Raw genomic sequence first — 19,580 nt, forward strand, 5'->3', positions numbered from 1 at the left:
TCAGTTCCCCTCCAGCCGGTTCTCGAACAAGGTCGAGCGCCTGCCCCGCAGCACGATGTCGAACTTATAGGTAATCGCATCCAGCGGAATAGTCGCGTTCAGGTCAAGCCTTGCGATCAGCTGCTCGATGGCCTCCGGGTCCGGGATTGTCTTGACGATGGGGCAATGCGGGATCAGCGGATCGCCTTCGAAGTAAAGCTGGGTGATCAGCCGTTGGGCGAAAGCCGAGCCGAAGACCGAAACATGGATATGCGCGGGACGCCAGCTATTGACCCAGTTGCGCCACGGATAGGCCCCGGGCTTGATAGTCCGGAAAAAATAATTGCCGTTATCATCCGTCAGGGTTCGCCCGCAGCCGCCGAAATTCGGATCAAGCGCGCCCAGGTAAGTGTCCTTCCTGTGCCGATAACGACCCGAGGCATTGGCCTGCCAGATCTCGACCAGCGTCTTCGGCACCGGGCGCGCGTTCTCATCCAGAACCCGGCCATGCAGGATGATCCGTTCGCCCACCGGATCGCCGCCATGCGGGAAATTGCGGACCAGATCGTTATCCAGCGGATCGATGTCACGATGCCCGAATACCGGCCCGGTAATCTCGCTGGCCGAATTTTGCAGCGAAATCAGCGGCAGGCGCGGGCTGCGTGAGACCGAGGTCTTGTAATCCGGCGCATAGGCGGGCGGGTGCAGGGTCCGGTCCCGCTGATAATATTCGGCTGGCTTCATTGGCTGACCCCCTCGTTACGGTCCGATTTGGCGTCCATCTCGGCATAGGTCTGTTTCGCCAGCTTCAACGCATGGTTCGCACGCGGAACACCGGCATAGATGGCGACATGCTGAAACGCCTCCAGCACATCCTGACGCGATGCGCCGGTGCGGGTGGTGGCGCGGATATGCATCGGGATCTCCTCGAAATTCCCCGTCGCGGCCAGCAGCGCAAGGGTCAGCATGGATCGGTCACGGCGGCTGATCCCGTCACCGGCCCAGACGGTGCCCCAGGCAGAGCTGGTGATAAGATCCTGAAACGGCGTGTCGATATCCGATTTTGCGGCCTCGGCACGGTCGACATGTTCGTCACCCAGCACTTCGCGGCGAACCCGCATGCCGATGTCAAAACGGTCAGACATGCCCCACCTCCCGCAGAAAACCGGACAGAATTCCGGCATAGGCTTCGGGTGCCTCGACACAGGGCAGATGTCCGACGCCCCGCATCACCTCGACCCGTGCGCCCTTGATCAGTTCCGCAGTGTCCTGCATCACCGAAACCGGGGTCGCACCGTCAAGCTCTGCCGCGATCAGGCGGAGGGGCAGTTTCAAACCCGGCACAGCACTCCGCAAATCCGCCGCCGCGATAGCCTCGCAGCAGGCGATATATCCGTCCACTGGCTGCCGTTCCAGCATCCTTTGCCAGGGATCCGCCGCGCCCGAGGCCCGGAACGCGGGCGAGAACCACCGTTCCATCGTGGCCGGGCCGATAGACGCAAGCCCATGCCTTCGGATCGTCACGACACGTCCATGCCATATCCCGGCATCGCCGATCTTCGCCGCGCTGTTTGAAATCACCAATCCGCGAAGCAGCCCGTCATGTCGCAGGGCGACGGATTGCCCGATCAGCCCGCCGATGGACAGGCCGACAAAGACGACATCCCGCAGCCCCAGATGCCGGATCAGCCCTGCCGCATCATCGGCAAGCTGCTCGATCATATAGGGACCGGGCGTTTCCTCGGACAGACCATGGCCGCGCTTGTCATAGCGGATCAGCCGCAAACCCTCTGGAAGATGCGACAAAAGCGCGTCCCACAGCCGCAAATCCGTTCCCAGTGAATTGGCGAATATCACCGCCGGACCGTCCGCAGGCCCCTGATCCGCGTAATGGAGATTCGCGCCGTTAACGGTTGCCGTATGCATCAATATGGTAACCCCACATAGTTTTCCGCAAATGCCCGTTGCTGCGCCTGATTGTCACGCAGGAAAGCCAGATCGGCCTGCTGCATCTTCAGGTCGAACCGACTTTGATCCGGATAGCGGTGCAGCAACCCGCTGAACCACCAACTGAAGCGTTCCGCCTTCCAGACCCGTGCAAGCGCCCGCTCGGAATAGCGGTCGATGCCTTCACTATCGGCCTCTTCGTAATATTGACGCAAGCCGTTATACAGGTAATGCACATCGCTTGCCGCCGTGTTCAGGCCCTTTGCCCCCGTCGGCGGCACGATATGGGCCGCGTCACCGCACAGGAACAGCCGCCCCCAGCGCATCGGCTCGGTCACGAATGACCGCAGGGGCGCGATGGATTTCTCGATCGTGGGACCGGTCACCAGCCGCTCGGCCACCTCGCGGGGCAACCGGCGCTTCAGTTCCTGCCAGAAGGCCGCATCGGTCCAGTCTTCGGGATGATCCGACAGGGCGCATTGAACGTAATAGCGCGACAGATTCCGGTTGCGCATCGAACATAGCGCAAAGCCGCGTTCCGAATTCGCATAGATCAACTCGTCATCCACCGGCGGCGTATGCGACAATACGCCAAGCCAGCCGAACGGATAGGTCTTTTCATATTCGCGGCGGATCGTCAGCGGGATGGATTGGCGGCTGACCCCGTGAGATCCGTCGCAACCGGCGATGAAGTCGCAATCTATCCGCTTTTGCTGACCGTTCTGCTCGAATGTGACATGAGGCCGGTCACTTTCGGCGTCATGGATAAGAACGTGATCGACCTCGAATTCCGTCTGTGCGCCCACAGCTTCGCGGGCATCGTAAAGATCGCGCGTGACCTCGGTCTGGCCATAAACGATGACCGGAGTTCCGGTAAGCGCCTTGAAATCGATATGGAACATCTCGCCACCCACGGCAATCCGGGTGCCGGCATGCACGAAACCGTCGCGATGCAGACGTTCGGCCACGCCCGCCTCTTCCATGAGATTGACCAGCCCCGTTTCCAGAACCCCGGCGCGAATCCGGCCCAGCACATATTCACGGGTCTTGCGCTCCAGCACGACGGCCCCGACGCCCCGGCGATGCAGCAACTGCCCCAGCAGCAAACCCGAAGGCCCGCCTCCGATAATGACGACCTGTGTGCGCATGGTCCCTCCACATCCGGAAATTCACATATTGAAAATGCAAAGTAAAATGAGTTCTATAAGTATTTGATTATCAAAAATGGCAATTATGGATCGTCGCATCAAAATCCGCCACCTGCAGGCCCTGACCGAGATCGTGCGCCAGGGCAGCATGAAACGCGCCGCACAGCGCCTGCTTCTGACCCAACCGGCGATCTCGCGCACACTGTCAGAGCTGGAAGAAATCGTCGGGGTCCGGCTTCTGACCCGCAGCCGCGCGGGAATATCGCTGACGGCAAAGGGCGAATATCTTCATGGATTGGCCCTGAACAGTCTTTCGACCTTGGAACAGGGGCTTGCCGGGATCAAGGAGGCCGGGCGCGAAGGTGCCGCGTCATTGCAGATCGGCGCCCTGCCATCGGTCGCGGCAAGGCTGATGCCCGAAACGGTCGCGCAGCTTTCCGAGACCGCGCCCGAGCTGCGCCTGACCATCGCCGACGGCTCGCATGAACATCTGACAAGATTGCTGCGGGCAGGGGATCTGGATGTCGTCATCGGGCGGCTTGGCGCGCCCGAGACGATGCAGGGCCTTAGCTTCACGCAATTATATCTGGAAGAGGTCGCCATCGTGACCCGGCCCCGCCATCCGATCCAAAACGATCCGGATCTGCGCAGGCTCGCGGAATGGCCGGTGATCTTCCCGCCGCCCTGGGCCGCAATCCGGCCATTCGTCGAGCGATACCTGATCGCTGCGGGCATTCCGATCCCGTCGCGGCGCATCGAAACCGTCTCGGGCGCATTCGGCCGCTCTTATGTGCAGGACAGCGACGCGATCTGGTTCATTTCGGCAGGCGTGGTCGCACGCGAGATCGCGCAGGGCCGATTGGCGCGGCTTCCCGTGGCAACCGAACTGACCGCCGGGCCGGTCGGCGTCATGACACGGGCGGACCATGTCGAAAACGCCGGTTCCGCGCTGTTCCGCCAGGCAGTTCATCGCGCCGTCGACAAGCTGGGGCTGACCGGCAAAGCGGATAGCCACCATACCGAACCGAGCTGAGACATCGCATCCTTGCCCGCGGATCGTTACAACCGGTTGTCATCCCTGCCGCTTTCGTATTGCTTGGCGACAGACATGGCGCGTGGCGCCCACAAACGGTTTCGAATGAAAGCGGAATTGAAATGACGAACTCTGTCGCCATCGTGAAACGCAAGAAATCCACGGTCGCCCCACGCCTGCGCAAGATATTTTCACTGGACGATTTCGAGACGCGCGCGAAGCGGCTTCTTCCCCGTGCGATCTTCGGCTATGTCAGCGGCGGCACCGAAACCGATTCCAGCCTGCGCGCCAACCGCGAGGCCTATCAGTCCATCGGCTTCCGGCCCCGTATCCTGCGTGACGTTTCAGGCCGCAGTCTGCAAACCGAATTTCTGGGGAACTCCTATTCCGTTCCCTTTGGCATCGCGCCGATGGGCTTCAGTGCGGTTGCCGCATTCGATGGCGATGTCGTGCTGGCCCAGGGCGCCGCCGCCGCCGGAAGTTTCGCGATCTGTTCAGCGGCCTCTCTGACACCGCTTGAACGCGTCGCCAAAGATGCGGGCAGCACGTGGTTTCAGGCCTATATCCCGGGCGACAAGGACAGGATCGCGGGCCTGCTGCAACGTGTCGAGGCCGCGGGCTTTCGACATCTTGTCGTTACCGGTGACGTACCCGTCGCAAGCAACCGCGAGAATAACGCCAGAAACGGCTTCGACGCGCCGTTCCGGATCACCCCGCAACTGGTCTGGCAGGGCGTGACGCATCCTCGCTGGTCCCTCGGCACGCTGGGCAGGGAAATCGCCACGCGCGGCATGCCGCATTTCGAGAATATGGAAGCCGTTCAGGGACCACCGCTGTTTTCTCGGGACCTCGTTCGCTCGACCATCGCCCGCGACAAGCTGAGCTGGGATGATATCGCCTTCATCCGCGACCGGTGGAAGGGGAAATTGCTGGTCAAGGGAATCATCCATCCCGATGACGCAGAGCTGGCCGCCCGGCACGGCTGCGACGCGATCATTCTTTCGAACCACGGCGGAAGGCAGTTGGATGGCACCATCTCACCGCTGCGCTTCCTGCCCGAATTCCGCAAGGCGGTCCCGGATATGAGCATCATATTCGACGGCGGCATCCGGCGCGGAACGGATGTGCTCAAGGCGCTTGTTCTGGGGGCGGATTTCGTTCTTGTGGGGCGGCCATTCCTCTATGCCGCCGCCACTTACGGGCTGGCGGGGGTCGGTCACGCCATGACCCTTCTGTCCGAAGAGATCGACCGCGACATGGCCCTGCTGGGTGTCAGATCGATCCGGGAATTGCGGGAACTGGGTCTGGATTGCCTGCATCCCGCACCAGCCACCTGCATATCTGCCTGATCCGATCCTTAGCCTGCCGCGCCTGCCCGGGCTCGCTTCCTCCCCCTTCTTCTTTGTCCAAATACCTCGGGGGTCCGGGGGGCAGCGCCCCCGGTCATCGCGGGACGCAAATAACCGGCGTTTCCGGTGCAGCGTGATCCGCTTCAGGTTAATCGGTCAGGTACCGCATCATGAACCAGGCCAGCCCCGAACAGATCAGCGTGGCACAGATCACCGGCACCGCGGTGCCATTGTAAAGCAGTCCGACCGGGGCCGCGATCAACGTCGCCAATACCGTCGAGATCGCCGCCACCAGCGAGGCGGCAGTACCGGCGATATGACCCATGGTTTGCAGCGCGAGCGCGTTGAGATTGCCGAATGTCACGCCCGCCATGAAGAACACGCTGACTGCCCAGATGAAAAAGGCTGGAAATTCAAGCCATTCCGGAAGAACCCCGGTCAGGGTCAGCAGCAGCATGACAGAAGAGACGCATGTCTGCATGATATAGGCCCATCTGGCGATCCGGCGCATGCCAAAGCGCAGCACGAAGATCGCGTTCAGCACCGTGCCCGACCCGGAAAGCAGCGCCATGCCCGCGAACCAATAGGGAAAATTCGCGCCCTTGCCATATGCTTCGCCGAAAAGCTGCTGGGCCGAACTGAGCAGCGCGAACATCTGGCCGAAACCCAGCGTCAGGATCAGGGTGCACATCATCACGTGACGGTTGGACAGAACTTCGCGGGCGGCCTCTTTCAGCGGGGCGACCTGCAGCGGGCGGCGGCGCGCGGGCGCCAGGGTTTCCGCCTGACGCAAGTTCAGCCATGTCGCTCCGATCAGGGCGAATGCGAGGAAACCGATAAAGACCCCATGCCAGCCGGCAAGCCGGATCATGCCTGCCCCGATCGCGGGGGCAAGCGCCGGCACAATGATGAAGACCATCATCACGATGCTGGTAATCCGGGCCATGGCGCGGCCTTCATACAAATCCCGGACCAGTGCCAGCCCAACGATCCGCGGCCCTGCCGCCCCCAGCCCTTGAATGAAGCGCGCGACCAGAAGGAACTCGATGGAATTCGCGAAAAGTGCGGCGAAAGCCGCGCATGAATAGATGATGAAGCCGATCGTGATCGCCCGCTTGCGGCCTATGGCATCCGAAATCGGCCCGGCAAACAGCGTACCGATTCCCATGCCCGCGACGAAGACCGTCAGGATAAGCTGTGCCCGGTTGACGTTATCCGGCGTAAGCGCCGCCGCGATCTCGGGAAGGGCGGGCAACATCGCGTCGATGGAAAATGCGATTGTCGCAAAAAGAAAGGCCAGCATCGCGATGAATTCGGGCATCGGCAGCCGCCGAACCGGCGAATGCTGGAAATTGGCAGATTGGTGCATTGGAAATACCCTTGACTTGGAACTGGGCCATAACGCCAAATTGCACACTGTGCAAGATGTGGCCAATTATCCCCTGCACGCCGATCCCCAATCCCGCCCTGAATCATTCCGAATGTGACATGAAACATTGGCACTCCGGCAATATCCCCACGGAACATCAGGAACCGCAGGCCCGCCGCGCAGCGCCCGTCTCCCGGTTCAGAATCTCGCGGAATCTGGCGATTCGGTCGGGCGTGGCATTGGCAAAACCCACGATGAACCCGGTTTGCCCCGTGGATGAACAGGGCGAAAGCGGTGCGGGATGGAAGCCCCCGGCGGCCAGAGCGGCAAGGATCGCCGCCTCGTCCCGCTTTTCGTGAAATTGCAGGGCAAGCTGCACACCCCCATCGGGCGGGCGGATCGTCAGGCCAGGGATCGAGCAAAGCGCCTCGGCCAACGCATGTCCGCGTTCTTCATAGGCCCTGGAAATGCGGCGCAGATGCGCGCGATACCTGCCCGTTCTCATCAGATCGGCCAATGCCGCCTGCGCGTGGATATTGGCCAATATGCCCAGATTGCGCTGCGCCATACGCGCAGGCTCGACCAGCCAGTCGGGCAGCAGCAGCCAGGCGATACGCAAGGCAGGCATCAGTACTTTCGCAGCCGAACCGAGATAGGCGACCTCCCCCGAGCCATAACCCGCCAAGGCTGCGATCTCACGGCCGCGCCAATGAAACTCGCTATCGTAATCATCCTCGATGATCAGGGTATTGTGCCGCCGGGCCCGTTCGAGCAGGGTCATCCGGCGCTGCAGGGACATCCTGATTCCAAGCGGATACTGGTTGGAAGGCGTGACGTAAACGATCCGCGCGGCGTCCGGGATCAGTTCGGCGCATATGCCCTCGTCATCAACCGGCACCGGAGCGATCGCCAGCCCGGCGCCTGAAAACGCAGCCCTCGCCCCCAGATAACCCGGATCCTCCATCGCCGCGATATCGCCCGGATCGGCCATTACCTGCGCAAGCATCGCAAGCGATGCCTGCGTGCCGCATGTGACCAGTATCCGCTCGGGATCGGCGCGCAAGCCGCGATCCGCAGTCAGCCGCTCGGCCAGAATCTGACGCAATTCGGGCAGACCGTAATGCATGTCATATCCTGACATCCCGCCCTGCAACCGCCGTGAAACGCGCCGTAACGCCGTCGCCCATTCCGAGCGCGGAAACAGGGCTTCGTCCGGTATCCCCGGCGACATGACCCCTTTTTTCCGGCTGTCCCCGGATCTGCGCAAATCCGTTGACAGCCTGCCGCCCCGATCGGACAGGGGCAGTCTGGTGGTCATTTTCGGCCGGCGGGGATTGGCGGGTGCGACGACCGCCGGGGCAGCGCCGGGTCGCACCGTCAGGACCCCTTCGGCCCGTAACAGATCATAGGCCGTGTTGATGGTGGTGCGCGAAACCTGCAACACCTCTGCCGCTGCCCGGCTGGAGGGCAGCTTCGCGCCATGGATCAGTTTGCCCTCACGGATTGCAGCCAGCAGATCCCGGCGGATTTGCAGTGGCAGCGGCTCGGCTTCCCCGGAATCGGGGCGGGTCAGGGTGGTGAGCAAAACTGGTTTCATAGATTTCAATAAAACTGGATATTTTGTAAATCCAGTTAATCCTGCATATGCAAGGCGAGTCAAGAAAGGAAAGACCATGCAGCCCAGTTACGCCAAAGCCAGGCAGGCAAAACGCGCAAGCTATGATGAAGAGGTCATACACGCGATTCTGGACAAAGCTCTTGTCGGCCATGTCGGATTCATTGCCGACGGGCGTCCGATGGTCATTCCAATGGCATATGCGCGGATCGGCAATATCCTGTATCTGCACGGCGCATCGAAAACCCGGATCGCCCGGCTGGAATCCGTTCCTGTTTGTCTTGAAGTGACCGAGTTAACGGGGATCGTGGCCGCCCGTTCGGGGTTCCACCATTCGGTCAATTACCGCAGCGCGGTCATTCACGGCGCGGCGCGGCATGTAACGGATGACGAGATGGACAAGGCGCTTGACGCCGTTCTGGACCATCTGCTGCCGGGGCGCAGCCTTGAGGTCCGCCCCATGTCGAAACAGGAGCGCAAGGCAACCGGCGTCATCGCGCTTGATATCGAATATGCCAGCGCAAAGATCCGCACCGGTCCCCCGATCGATGACGAGGAAGATCACCAGCTGCCGATCTGGGCCGGGGTGGTCCCTGTCACGACTTCGCTGGGAACCGGGATCCGCGACGGCTACACGCCCGACGATCTGACCGAATCGAGGTCGATTGCGGCGGCGCGCAGGAAATTCGCGTGAGCCACCCGTCGGAAAGCCCTCCGACAAGAATACGCCGCCCGGCGGGTGTCACGCAGGGCGGCGCATCCATCTTCCATCCTTCCCAAGTCAGCGGATAATCACCTTTGGTCAGTGCTTTCCGTTGATGGCCTGCACGGCATCGATATTTTCCTGCCCGATATCGCCGGCAAACTGCTCCCATACGGGTTTCATCGCATCGACCCATGCCTGACGCTGTGTGTCATCAAGCTTTCGGATCTCTGCGCCGCTATCGGCTATGGCCTTGAGAGCCTGCTCTGCGATCTCATTCACGACGGCATTACGTTCGACGGTGACCTCGTTCAGGATTGTCAGCATCTGATCCCGGATTTCGGGATCAAGGCCGCCCAGCCAGTCGACCGATGCGACCACCAGATAGTCAAGCACGCCGTGATTCGTTGCGGTCACGCCGTCCTGAACCTCGTAGAATTTCTGGCCGTTGATATTCGCCCAGCTATTCTCCTGACCATCGACAACACCGGCCTGCAACGCGCCATAGACTTCGGAAAAGGCCATGGGCTGTGCCGTCGCGCCCAGCGCCTCGATTTGCGCGACAATCACCTCCGAGGGTTGCACGCGGAATTTCAATCCCTTTGCATCCCCGGGCAGAAGCAGCGGCTTGCTGGCCGAAAACTGCTTCATCCCGCCATGCCAGTATTCCAGCCCCGACAGGCCCTGATCCTCTATCGAGGCCTTCATCTTCATCCCGGCTTCCGAATGCTGAAATTCGTCCACAGCCCCGATATTCTTGAACATGAAGGGCAGATCGTAAATTTGGAAAGCCTTGGTGAAAGCCTCGAATTTCGACAGCGAGGGCGCGGCGAGCTGAATATTGCCCTCAAGGATCGCATCAAGAACCTTGCTGTCGTCATACAGCATCGAATTCGGATAAACCTCGACGCACATCTTGCCGTCCATCTCTTCATTCACCCGCTTGGCGAACAGTTCGGCGGCAATCCCTTTGGGATCGTTGTCGGAATTGGTGACGTGGCTGAACTTGACCATTTCCTCATCGCCGTCGCAACCGGCGGGATCGGCCATCGCGATCCCGGCCATCAATGCCAGCCCGCAGGTCGCCGTCAAAAGCTTTTTCATCGGCTCGTCCTCCTTTGAAGATGGTCACCGGGTGGAGCGCCCCGGCGACATACCCCTATCACAGAAAACAGCACCTCGTTCCCGCAGGCGCAATATGCAGGTATTTTCCGTAACTGGAACCGGGTTCGATTGCCACCTGGTCTTGGCCTTTCCGCTTTGCTTCGGTAATCGGGTGCCCAGGCAAGGGGATCATAACCATGACCATGGACAAGAGTTTCAACGCAGGGGCTGCCGAAGCCCGCATCAGTGCAGAATGGGAAAGCGCCGGGGCATTCGCCGCCGGTGCCAATGCCTCCCGCACGGAAAGCTTTACGGTAATGATCCCGCCGCCAAATGTCACCGGCAGCCTGCATATCGGCCACGCCTTCAACAATACCTTACAGGACATCCTTGTCCGCTGGCACCGGATGCGCGGCTTCGACACCCTGTGGCAGCCCGGGCAGGATCACGCCGGCATCGCCACGCAAATGGTGGTCGAGCGGCAGATGGCCGAACGTCAGGAACCGAACCGGTGCGCGATCGGGCGTGATGCCTTCGTCGAGAAGATCTGGGCGTGGAAACAGGAATCCGGCGGCACGATCATGAATCAGCTGAAGCGGCTTGGCGCCTCTTGCGACTGGTCGCGGAATGCTTTCACCATGTCCGGCGCTCCTGCGGCACCGGCTGGCGAAGAGGGGAATTTCCACGACGCAGTGATCCGGGTTTTCGTCGACCTTTACAACAAGGGCATCATCTACCGCGGCAAGCGGCTGGTGAACTGGGACCCGCATTTCGAGACCGCGATCAGCGATCTGGAGGTCGAGAACCGCGAGGTTCCCGGCCATATGTGGCATTTCAAATACCCGCTGGCTGGCGGCGAGACCTATGAATATGTCGAGCGGGACGAGGACGGTAACGTCACCCTGCGCGAAACCCGCGACTATATCAGCATCGCCACCACGCGCCCGGAAACCATGCTTGGCGATGGTGCGGTCGCGGTTCATCCGGACGATCCCCGCTATGCCCCGATCGTCGGCAAGCTGTGCGAGATCCCGGTCGGGCCAAAAGAACACCGCCGCCTGATCCCGATCATCACCGACGAATATCCCGACCCGGATTTCGGCTCGGGCGCGGTGAAAATCACCGGCGCGCATGACTTCAACGATTACGGCGTCGCGACCCGGAACGGAATTCCGCTTTATTCGCTGATGGATACGGCAGGCGCGATGCGCGCGGACGGGTTGTCCTATGCCGACAGCGCCGCCATCGCGACCCGCGCGGCGGGGGGCGAGGATGTAGGCGATGTTTCGGCCGTCAATCTGGTCCCCGAGGAATTGCGCGGCCTTGACCGGTTCGAGGCCCGCAAGCGCGTCGTCGAGGCGATCACCGCCGAGGGATTGGCTGTGACGGATGCCGAAGGCGCGCCCTTCGTCGAGAACAAGAAGATCATGCAGCCCTTTGGCGATCGTTCCAATGTCGTGATCGAGCCGATGCTGACCGATCAGTGGTTCGTGGACACGAAACGGATCGTCCAGCCCGCGATTGACGCGGTGCGCGATGGCCGCACCCAAATCCTGCCGGAACAGCACAAGAAGGTCTATTTCCACTGGCTGGAGAATATCGAGCCCTGGACCATCAGCCGCCAGCTTTGGTGGGGGCATCAGATCCCGGTGTGGTATGACGAAGACGGCAATCAATACTGCGCCCCGACCGAGGCAGAGGCGCAGGCACAGGCTCCGGGCAAAACCCTGACCCGCGACCCCGACGTGCTCGACACATGGTTCTCATCCGGTCTCTGGCCCATCGGCACGCTCGGCTGGCCGGACGACACGCCGGAGTTGCGAAAATATTTCCCGACCGATGTTCTGGTGACCGGCTTCGACATCATTTTCTTCTGGGTCGCCCGGATGATGATGATGCAGCTGGAAATCGTCAAAGAGGCGCCTTTCCACACCGTCTATGTCCACGGTCTCGTGCGCGATGAAAAAGGCGCGAAAATGTCCAAATCCAAGGGCAATGTCATCGACCCGCTGACCCTGATCGACGAATATGGCGCGGACGCGCTGCGCATGACCCTGACCAGCATGGCGGCGATGGGGCGCGACCCGAAGCTGGGGCCGCGCCATGTCGAGGCATTCCGCAATTTCGTCACCAAGATCTGGAACGCCAGCCGCTTCGCCGAGATGAACCAGGTTCGCGGCGGCGGTCCTCGTCCCGCGCCGCGCCATACCGTCAACCGCTGGATCATCGGAGAGACGGCGCGCATCCGCATGGCCACGGACGAAGCCCTGTCCACCTATCGTTTCAACGATGCCGCGAACGGGCTTTACGCCTTTGTCTGGGGCAAGGTCTGCGACTGGTATGTGGAATTCTCGAAACCGCTTTTCGATGGCGAATTCGCGCAGGAAACCCGCGAAACCATGGGATGGGTGCTGGATCAATGTTATCTGATGCTGCATCCCGTCATGCCTTTCGTGACCGAGGAACTCTGGTCCCTGACCGGAGACCGCGCTGGCCTTCTGGCGCATGGGAATTGGCCGGAATATGGCGCGGAACTGATCGACGCGGATGCAGATCGCGAGATCAACTGGGTCATCTCGCTGATCGAGGAAATCCGTTCCGCCCGCGCCCAGATGGGTGTTCCGGCAGGCGCAAGGCTGGATCTGATCGTGACCGAGGCGGACAAGCCGTCGCGCGATGCCCTTAGTGCCAATGCGCCACTGATCGGACGTCTGGCCCGGGTCAATCCGCCACAGGACGGCACCGCGGGCAAGGGCATGATCAGCGTGGCCGCACAAGGCGCAAGCTTCGCCCTGCCCATCGGCGATGTCATCGACGCCGAGGCGGAAACCGCGCGGCTTCAGAAATCGCTGACAAAGGCCGAAAAGGACGCCGACGGTTTGCGGAAACGCCTGGACAATCCGAAATTCGTCCAGAACGCCGAGCCCGAGGTGATCGAGGAAACCCGCGGCAAGCTGACCGCGCTGGACGACGACACCACCCGCCTCAGAACGGCTCTCGCGCAGCTTGAAGCGATGCGCTGAGCGGGGACCCCTCCCCCTCGTGTTCCCGCCGGAACCTCCGGCGGGGATATTTTATCGAGAAGAAAGGGGCCGTTTTCTCAGCGGGTCGGGCTTGCTCTAACCGGTGAATTCATCAGGATTCGGGCCGGTGCGGTTATCCCGGTCGAGCGCGTCGATGGCCGCGATATCCGCATCGCTCAACCGCAATTCCAGCGCCACGAAATTCTGCCTTTGACGTTCGGGATTGCTGGATTTCGGGATCACCGACAGGCCATGCGCCAGATGCCAGGCGATGATGACTTGCCCGGGCGTAGCCCCCAGCCGCCGGGCAATGCCGGACACAGCCTCGAAATCCGCGCCCCGGCCCAGCGGCGCCCAGCTTTGGGTGACGATGCCAAGGTTTTTGTTCACCTCTCGCAGATGGGTCTGGGCGAATGCCGGGTGCAGTTCGATCTGGTTCACCACCGGCACGGTGCCGGTTTCATCGACCAGACGGCGCAGATACGGTTCGTGGAAATTCGCGACGCCGATGGATTTCACCCGCCCGGAATCGCGTAATTCGATCAGGGCCTGCCATGTCTCGACATACAGATCCTGTGCGGGCACCGGCCAATGGATCAGATAAAGATCCAGATATTCCAGCCCCAGACGCTCCATCGTGGCATCGAAGCCCCGCAGCGCCTTGTCGCGACCGTGATGATCGGCCCATAGCTTCGAGGTGACGAAGATCTCTTCGCGCGGGATATCGGTGTCGCGAACCGCCTGCCCAAGCCCTTCTTCATTGCCGTAAAGCTTGGCGCCGTCGATCAGCCGGTAACCGTTCCGGAACGCCTCGGCCACGACACCGGCGGTTTCCTCCGCCGGGATCTTCCAGACCCCCAATCCCAATTGAGGCATCTTCCGCCCATCATTGAGCGTCATCATCGGTTGCTGCATCTCGCATTCCTTCTTCGATATCCGGAAATCGCTTGTCAGGCGACGAAATCCGCCTCTTTCGCGCCGGTCAGCGCCACAAGCCGCTGTGGCGCAATTGCAAAGATATGGCGCGGCGTGCCCGCCGCCGCCCAGACCCTGTCGAATTCCGACAGGCGCGGATCGTACCATGCCTCGACAGGTCTGAGATGTCCAACCGGTGCCACGCCGCCGATCGCGAAACCCGTTTCCGCCCGGATCAGAGCCGCGTCGGCCTTGCCCAAAGACTGTCCGGCGACACGGGCCGCCTTGGCTGGATCGACCCGATTTCCGCCCGCGGTCAGGAACAGGACGACATGCCCGCTGCTTTCGCCGCGGAAAATGATCGATTTGGCGATCTGGTCGATCTCGCATCCCGCCGCCGTAGCAGCCTCGGCCGCGGTACGGGTGGATTCGCCCATTTCCATGATCTCGACCGCTTCCCCTGCCGCATCGAGCGCAGCCTTGACGCGGGCCAAACTCTTGCTCATCCGTCCCTCCTGTAGTCAATTGCGGACAGGTTATCCCGCGCCAAATGGAAGGAACAGCCCTGATGGAAGTCTTCACGCTGCTTGTCGAGGTCGGACGCAGCAAGGGCGACGGCCTTCCCGACGGTTCGACCGGTGCGGCACTGATGTGCTATGCCTCGGGCAAGGATGAGGCCGAGGCGGTGCGCGAAACCGTCGCGATCCTGAAACAGGCCGAGATGGCCCCGCTGGATGTCACCGGCTACGGCACGCTTCAGGAACGGCTGGACGAAGGGCACGAAATCGATGAGGAGGAGCGCGCCCTGATGGACCGCGCATTACAGGAGAATGCGGTAATTATCGCGCAGATGCAGCCGTTTTTCAAAGGATGCGACGGCAGCGATGCCGATACGTGAACGGATTTCGCCGATTCGCTTTCGGCCTCTATCCAACTGACCACAGTTTCGTTACACTCGATCACAATAAGAACAGCAGCAGTCACGAACAGGCAAACGACATGACATTTTCACGGTTCATCCTTTCCGCGGCCATGATCTCCGCCATAGCTTCCTGCGCCGGCCCCTATGCCAGCAATTCGGGCAGTTCGGGCGGATCGGTCACGCCCGACCCGATCCCTGCCGCCGCGCCGGGAGACGAGGCGGGATTGCAGCGTTTCGTCCAGTCTTTCCGGTCCCGCGCATTGTCCTCGGGCATTTCGGCCGGGACTTACGATCGCGCCATGCAGTTCGCGCGCTACAATCCCGACGTCATCAGACTGGATCGCAAGCAGGCTGAATTCTCGCGCCCGGTCTGGCTGTATTTGGACAGCGCCGTATCGGATTCGCGCATCTCGACCGGGCAGCAGAAACGCAACCAGCTTTCGCGAACCTTGAACGCCATCGAATCCCGCTATGGCGTGCCGGGCGAAATCGTGCTGGCCGTCTGGGGGATGGAGTCGAATTTTGGCGCCAATCGCGGCAAAATGCAGATCATCCCGTCCCTGACCACTCTGGCTTATGACGGCCGCCGGGGCGAGATGTTCCAGAACCAGCTTATCGCCGCGCTCAAGATCCTGCAGGCCGGCGATATCGACCCCGCGCATATGCTGGGAAGCTGGGCGGGGGCCATGGGGCATACCCAGTTCATGCCGACCTCTTATCTGGAATATGCCGTCGATTTCACCGGCGATGGCCGCCGCGACATCTGGTCCGAGGACCCGACCGATGCGCTTGCCTCGACCGCAGCTTATCTTGCGCGCAACGGTTGGCAGCGCGGGCAGCCATGGGGGGCCGAGGTTCAGCTTCCGTCCGGCTTCAATTACAGCCAGATCGGCAAGGGCACGCGCAAGTCCACCGGCACATGGGCCTCGCAGGGGGTCCGGCGGATGGGCGGCGGGGGCCTGCCTTCGGGTAACGGTTCGATCATCATGCCGGCGGGCGCGAATGGTCCTGCTTTCCTGATCCTGGACAATTTCCGGTCGATCCTGCGTTATAACAACTCGGACAATTATGCTCTTGGCGTCGCTTTCCTGGGCGAACGCATTGCCGGACGCGCGGGTATCCAGGGAAGCTGGCCGCGCAATGATCGCACGCTCAGCAGCTCGGAGCGCGAGGAAATTCAGCGGCGCCTGCGGGCCAAGGGTTTCTATGACGGCGAAATTGACGGGTTGTTCGGTTCGGGCACGATGGAATCCGTCGCGGCCTTCCAGCGTTCGATCGGCGTGACACCGGACGGATATCCGACCTCTATCGTGCTTGATCAGCTTCGCCGCTGACAGGACGTCAATCTCGAAAAAAGGGCGGGCCGAAAGGTCCGCCCCTTTGCATTGGCCAGCCATGCGGCACCACTGGCCTTCGGACGGCACAAGACGAAACCACATCCGCACCTTGCGTATTCTGCAAGGATTAAGGTATCTGCGGCAATGTCGCATTGACAATCTGCGGATCGAGGGCGCGTCATGACCGTGCAAATCACTCAGCCTACAACCCCTTCGCCGTTACGCGGAACCGGTACGGCATGGACTGTTCTTGTGGCGATCAGTGCCTGCCACATGATCAACGACGTCATGCAGTCGATGCTGGCAGCGATCTATCCGCTGCTCCGCGAGGAATTCTCGCTGTCCTATACGCAGATCGGCGTCATGACGCTTGCCTTTCAGGTCACCGCCTCACTGCTGCAGCCGATGGTGGGGATCGCCACCGACCGGCATCCGCAGCCGCGCTCGCTGTCGATCGGGATGGGCTCGACCTTTTTCGGCGTGCTGCTGCTTGCCTTTGCGCATCAATATTGGGTCTTGCTGACTGGCGCGATGCTGGTTGGGATCGGCTCGGCGGTATTTCATCCCGAAAGTTCGCGCGTGGCACGCCTTGCCTCGGGCGGCAGGTTCGGGACCGCACAATCCCTGTTCCAGCTTGGCGGCAATTTCGGCCAGTCGCTGGGGCCGCTTCTGGCGGCGTTCATCGTGGTTCCGCTGGGCCGGCCTGCGGTTGCGTGGTTTGCCGTGGCCGCCGCGCTTGGCGTCGCAACGCTGTATCAGGTCGGAAACTGGGCCGAAGGACGCAGACGCGCCTCGGCGGTCAGGCCCGATACCACCCTGAAACTGCCCCGCAATGTCGTCATTCAGGCAATCGTCGTGCTTGCCATCCTGACCTTTGCCAAGAATATCTACAGCGCCGCGATGACCAGTTATTTCACTTTCTATACCATCGAGAAATTCGGTCTCGGGGCACAGGGGGCACAGATCATGCTGTTCCTGTTCCTGGCAGGTATGGCCGGAGGCGTGATGCTGGGCGGTATCGTCGGCGACCGGGTCGGGCCGCTGCGCGTCATCTGGTTCTCGATCCTCGGCGTTCTGCCCTTCACACTGGCCCTGCCGCATGTCGGACTGATCCCGACCGCGGTTCTTGCCGTGGTGATCGGGCTGATCCTTGCCTCGGCCTTTCCGGCCATCGTGGTCTTTGCTCAGGAACTGGTTCCGGGCAGAACCGGCATGATCGCCGGGTTGTTCTTTGGCTTTGCCTTCGGCATGGGCGGCATTGCCGCTGCCGCGCTTGGCGGATTGGCCGATATCTACGGGATCCAGGATGTCTTCTTGATCTGTTCGGGCCTGCCCGTACTGGGCCTGCTGACCATTCTGCTTCCGGCGCGGGACCGTCTGAGGGGCTGATGCCGCAAGAACCCATCTTTTTCCATATCAGCCCTGATCAATGCGGTGCACGCCGGATCGCCCGCCTGTTCGGGCTGAACGGGTATCAATATGTTTACGACGAGCAGGGAAAACTCGCCGAGAATATCGCCTGGTCGCAGACGACTGGGCAGATGCCGCTGCGCGACTGGTCGTCAAAACGGCTGTTCACCGGCCTGTACCGTCTCAAACCCTGGTGGAAACCACCGCTGGAAAGCTGGCGCAGCTTTGCCTGTCTGCGCCAATATTTCCCGAATGCCCGGTTTATCCTGACCCTGCGCGAACCGGATGCCTGGCTTCTTGACCGCATGGTTGCCGAGAGTGGCGCGACAGCCAAGGCCTATGCGGCGCATTATGGCGTAAGCGAAGCGGAACTGCCCGAACTCTGGACGCGAGACTGGCAGGCACATCTGGATGCCGTCGAGACATATTTCGGTGACGATCCCGCCCTGATCCGGGTGGATACCGAAACCGACACGCTGGAGGATCTGCGTCACCGCCTTGACCCGATCCTGCCGATGCCCAAATCGCCGCGCCACAGCGGGTGGTTTTTCAACAAAGAGCCGGAAATCGAACGAACCCTGCTGCGCATGTTCGATCCGGCCCCTGAAACCCCGCGGCAGCGAGCCGAGGAATTCGTCGAGGATGTCGCCCGCTTCTGCCTGAAGGGTCACTGCAATCCCGGTACGGGTAATCTTGCCGGGCTGTCTCCGCTTTATTGCGAATGGGATGGCAGAACGCAGATACTGGACCGCGCCGGCCATGCCTGCCCCGTCGCCATTACCGATCTGCCCGGCGATCGCGGCAAGATCGCGCTGGCCGATCCTGCGCTGGATTTCAAGCAGCGCCGCGCCGAAGCGGTCATCAACGACATCCTTGGCCTTGGGCGTTGCGACGCGGCGAATATCGATATGGAGGACGCCCGCTGGCTTGGCGCGACACCGGGGGCGCCGCTGGGCAAGCCGGTTCTTTGCCATAACCGCCGCGAGGGCGCGGGCAATGCCATCCTCTGGCCCCTGCCCGAGATGATGGGGCCGGGACATCGGGGCTATGTCTCGCCCTGCCCGGACAGGACACCATTCGAGGACAAGCAGGACAAACTGGTCTGGCGCGGCATGATCTCGGGGAACGAGCGCAGCGATGGGATCCGGCCCGGCCGCTCCTCATTGCGATATATGCGGGAAATGGCAGCAGCCGGTAACGATGCCCGGGCGCGGGAAATCGCTTGGCAGGGACTGTGCCGCACCAATCGCATGGCCGTCGTGCGCCGCTGGTTCGGTCATCCCCATTGCGACATCCGCATTGGATTGGCATGGAGCTTCCGTCATTTCGCGAAGGATCCCCTGCTTTCCCCTTTTTGCACACGTCGCGAGGGGCCAGGCTTCTTCCATGATTTCCGCTATCAGCTTTGCATGACCGGCTTCGATCACGGCTCTAATTTCATTCCGATGATCAACAGCCGCTCGGTCCTGCTGAAAGAGGAAGACGGCTGGGAAGTCTATTTCTCGGGACGTTTCAAACCGTGGAAACACTATATACCATTACAGAGATATTGCGGCGATCTGGGTGAAAAACTCGAATGGGCACGCAGAAACCCCAATGATTGCAAAGAGATGTCCCACGCAGCCCGGGAAGAGGTCGCCTTACTGTCCGACCCCGCTCTGATGCGTGCGATCAAGCACCGCATTCTCGACGGGCTGGCCCGCAAAGGATAATCTCCGCCCGAAAG

General features: G+C 61.3%; 17 protein-coding genes. 8 read left to right on the forward strand and 9 right to left on the reverse strand.

What is annotated here, in order from left to right; genetic code table 11:
• From pcaH to pobA, 4 genes are read right to left on the reverse strand one after another with little or no spacing between them, the layout of a single operon-like run.
• The gene (pcaH, locus tag Q0601_RS18580) at positions 1-723 is read right to left on the reverse strand and encodes a protocatechuate 3,4-dioxygenase subunit beta (RefSeq protein WP_305291395.1); all 723 of its coding nucleotides are present in this window, start codon (positions 721-723) and stop codon (positions 1-3) included.
• Positions 720-1,124 carry a 4-carboxymuconolactone decarboxylase gene (gene pcaC / locus Q0601_RS18585; RefSeq protein WP_305291396.1) on the reverse strand — a complete coding sequence of 135 codons (405 nt, stop codon included), beginning with the start codon at positions 1,122-1,124 and terminating at the stop codon, positions 720-722. Before pcaC ends, pcaH begins: the two co-directional genes overlap by 4 nt.
• Positions 1,117-1,905: a 3-oxoadipate enol-lactonase gene (gene pcaD / locus Q0601_RS18590; RefSeq protein ID WP_305291397.1), complete on the reverse strand. Its 789-nt coding sequence runs from the start codon at positions 1,903-1,905 to the stop codon at positions 1,117-1,119. The genes pcaC and pcaD overlap by 8 nt, the downstream gene beginning before the upstream one ends.
• The gene (gene pobA, locus Q0601_RS18595; RefSeq protein ID WP_305291398.1) at positions 1,905-3,074 is read right to left on the reverse strand and encodes a 4-hydroxybenzoate 3-monooxygenase; all 1,170 of its coding nucleotides are present in this window, start codon (positions 3,072-3,074) and stop codon (positions 1,905-1,907) included. The genes pcaD and pobA overlap by 1 nt, the downstream gene beginning before the upstream one ends.
• A gap of 85 nt (positions 3,075-3,159) precedes the next feature.
• On the opposite strand from pobA, the gene pcaQ reads away from it, so the two are divergent.
• On the forward strand, positions 3,160-4,107 hold the full coding sequence (gene pcaQ, locus Q0601_RS18600) for a pca operon transcription factor PcaQ (protein WP_305291399.1): 948 nt from the start codon (positions 3,160-3,162) through the stop codon (positions 4,105-4,107).
• 122 nt (positions 4,108-4,229) lie between these two features.
• Positions 4,230-5,456, forward strand: coding sequence for an alpha-hydroxy acid oxidase (locus Q0601_RS18605; RefSeq protein WP_305291401.1), 1,227 nt, complete (start codon positions 4,230-4,232; stop codon positions 5,454-5,456).
• Positions 5,457-5,604: 148 nt separating this feature from the next.
• Here the strand turns inward: Q0601_RS18605 and Q0601_RS18610 are convergent, their stop codons facing one another.
• Positions 5,605-6,825, reverse strand: coding sequence for a multidrug effflux MFS transporter (locus tag Q0601_RS18610; protein ID WP_305291402.1), 1,221 nt, complete (start codon positions 6,823-6,825; stop codon positions 5,605-5,607).
• Positions 6,826-6,982: 157 nt separating this feature from the next.
• The gene (pdxR, locus tag Q0601_RS18615) at positions 6,983-8,410 is read right to left on the reverse strand and encodes a MocR-like pyridoxine biosynthesis transcription factor PdxR (protein WP_305291404.1); all 1,428 of its coding nucleotides are present in this window, start codon (positions 8,408-8,410) and stop codon (positions 6,983-6,985) included.
• Between the two features lie 88 nt (positions 8,411-8,498).
• Here pdxR and Q0601_RS18620 point away from each other — a divergent pair, with 88 nt between their 5' ends.
• Entirely contained in the window at positions 8,499-9,134 is a 636-nt protein-coding gene (locus Q0601_RS18620) for a pyridoxamine 5'-phosphate oxidase family protein (protein WP_305291405.1), read from the forward strand.
• A 108-nt stretch (positions 9,135-9,242) separates the two neighbouring features.
• Here Q0601_RS18620 and Q0601_RS18625 read toward each other — a convergent pair whose 3' ends face one another.
• The gene (locus Q0601_RS18625; RefSeq protein WP_305291406.1) at positions 9,243-10,247 is read right to left on the reverse strand and encodes a DctP family TRAP transporter solute-binding subunit; all 1,005 of its coding nucleotides are present in this window, start codon (positions 10,245-10,247) and stop codon (positions 9,243-9,245) included.
• Between the two features lie 197 nt (positions 10,248-10,444).
• On the opposite strand from Q0601_RS18625, the gene Q0601_RS18630 reads away from it, so the two are divergent.
• The gene (locus Q0601_RS18630) at positions 10,445-13,270 is read left to right on the forward strand and encodes a valine--tRNA ligase (protein ID WP_305291407.1); all 2,826 of its coding nucleotides are present in this window, start codon (positions 10,445-10,447) and stop codon (positions 13,268-13,270) included.
• Between the two features lie 96 nt (positions 13,271-13,366).
• On the opposite strand, the gene Q0601_RS18635 is transcribed toward Q0601_RS18630, so the two are convergent.
• Entirely contained in the window at positions 13,367-14,185 is an 819-nt protein-coding gene (locus Q0601_RS18635; protein WP_305291408.1) for an aldo/keto reductase, read from the reverse strand.
• Between the two features lie 35 nt (positions 14,186-14,220).
• Positions 14,221-14,691 (reverse strand): YbaK/EbsC family protein, encoded by a 471-nt coding sequence (locus tag Q0601_RS18640; RefSeq protein WP_305291410.1) that lies wholly within the window; start codon positions 14,689-14,691, stop codon positions 14,221-14,223.
• Positions 14,692-14,753: 62 nt separating this feature from the next.
• Here Q0601_RS18640 and Q0601_RS18645 point away from each other — a divergent pair, with 62 nt between their 5' ends.
• From Q0601_RS18645 to Q0601_RS18660, 4 genes are all read left to right on the forward strand, one after another.
• Positions 14,754-15,083 (forward strand): hypothetical protein, encoded by a 330-nt coding sequence (locus Q0601_RS18645; RefSeq protein WP_305291412.1) that lies wholly within the window; start codon positions 14,754-14,756, stop codon positions 15,081-15,083.
• A 101-nt stretch (positions 15,084-15,184) separates the two neighbouring features.
• Positions 15,185-16,441: a lytic murein transglycosylase gene (locus tag Q0601_RS18650; protein ID WP_119751412.1), complete on the forward strand. Its 1,257-nt coding sequence runs from the start codon at positions 15,185-15,187 to the stop codon at positions 16,439-16,441.
• 183 nt (positions 16,442-16,624) lie between these two features.
• On the forward strand, positions 16,625-17,833 hold the full coding sequence (locus Q0601_RS18655; protein ID WP_305291414.1) for an MFS transporter: 1,209 nt from the start codon (positions 16,625-16,627) through the stop codon (positions 17,831-17,833).
• Positions 17,833-19,566 (forward strand): glycosyl transferase family 90, encoded by a 1,734-nt coding sequence (locus tag Q0601_RS18660; protein WP_305291415.1) that lies wholly within the window; start codon positions 17,833-17,835, stop codon positions 19,564-19,566. Before Q0601_RS18655 ends, Q0601_RS18660 begins: the two co-directional genes overlap by 1 nt.
• Positions 19,567-19,580 lie beyond the last annotated feature (14 nt).

It is taken from the genome of Paracoccus wurundjeri (assembly GCF_030678915.1).
GTDB classification, from domain to species: Bacteria; Pseudomonadota; Alphaproteobacteria; order Rhodobacterales; family Rhodobacteraceae; genus Paracoccus; species Paracoccus onubensis_A.

Excerpts from the sequence above, each read along its gene's own strand:
- pcaH (WP_305291395.1), bottom strand. The coding sequence starts at position 723 with ATGAAGCCAGCCGAATATTATCAGCGGGACCGGACCCTGCACCCGCCC.
- pcaC (WP_305291396.1), bottom strand. The coding sequence starts at position 1,124 with ATGTCTGACCGTTTTGACATCGGCATGCGGGTTCGCCGCGAAGTGCTG.
- pcaD (WP_305291397.1), bottom strand. The coding sequence starts at position 1,905 with ATGCATACGGCAACCGTTAACGGCGCGAATCTCCATTACGCGGATCAG.
- pobA (WP_305291398.1), bottom strand. The coding sequence starts at position 3,074 with ATGCGCACACAGGTCGTCATTATCGGAGGCGGGCCTTCGGGTTTGCTG.
- pcaQ (WP_305291399.1), top strand. The coding sequence starts at position 3,160 with ATGGATCGTCGCATCAAAATCCGCCACCTGCAGGCCCTGACCGAGATC.
- Q0601_RS18605 (WP_305291401.1), top strand. The coding sequence starts at position 4,230 with ATGACGAACTCTGTCGCCATCGTGAAACGCAAGAAATCCACGGTCGCC.
- Q0601_RS18610 (WP_305291402.1), bottom strand. The coding sequence starts at position 6,825 with ATGCACCAATCTGCCAATTTCCAGCATTCGCCGGTTCGGCGGCTGCCG.
- Q0601_RS18620 (WP_305291405.1), top strand. The coding sequence starts at position 8,499 with ATGCAGCCCAGTTACGCCAAAGCCAGGCAGGCAAAACGCGCAAGCTAT.
- Q0601_RS18625 (WP_305291406.1), bottom strand. The coding sequence starts at position 10,247 with ATGAAAAAGCTTTTGACGGCGACCTGCGGGCTGGCATTGATGGCCGGG.
- Q0601_RS18630 (WP_305291407.1), top strand. The coding sequence starts at position 10,445 with ATGACCATGGACAAGAGTTTCAACGCAGGGGCTGCCGAAGCCCGCATC.
- Q0601_RS18635 (WP_305291408.1), bottom strand. The coding sequence starts at position 14,185 with ATGCAGCAACCGATGATGACGCTCAATGATGGGCGGAAGATGCCTCAA.
- Q0601_RS18640 (WP_305291410.1), bottom strand. The coding sequence starts at position 14,691 with ATGAGCAAGAGTTTGGCCCGCGTCAAGGCTGCGCTCGATGCGGCAGGG.
- Q0601_RS18645 (WP_305291412.1), top strand. The coding sequence starts at position 14,754 with ATGGAAGTCTTCACGCTGCTTGTCGAGGTCGGACGCAGCAAGGGCGAC.
- Q0601_RS18650 (WP_119751412.1), top strand. The coding sequence starts at position 15,185 with ATGACATTTTCACGGTTCATCCTTTCCGCGGCCATGATCTCCGCCATA.
- Q0601_RS18655 (WP_305291414.1), top strand. The coding sequence starts at position 16,625 with ATGACCGTGCAAATCACTCAGCCTACAACCCCTTCGCCGTTACGCGGA.
- Q0601_RS18660 (WP_305291415.1), top strand. The coding sequence starts at position 17,833 with ATGCCGCAAGAACCCATCTTTTTCCATATCAGCCCTGATCAATGCGGT.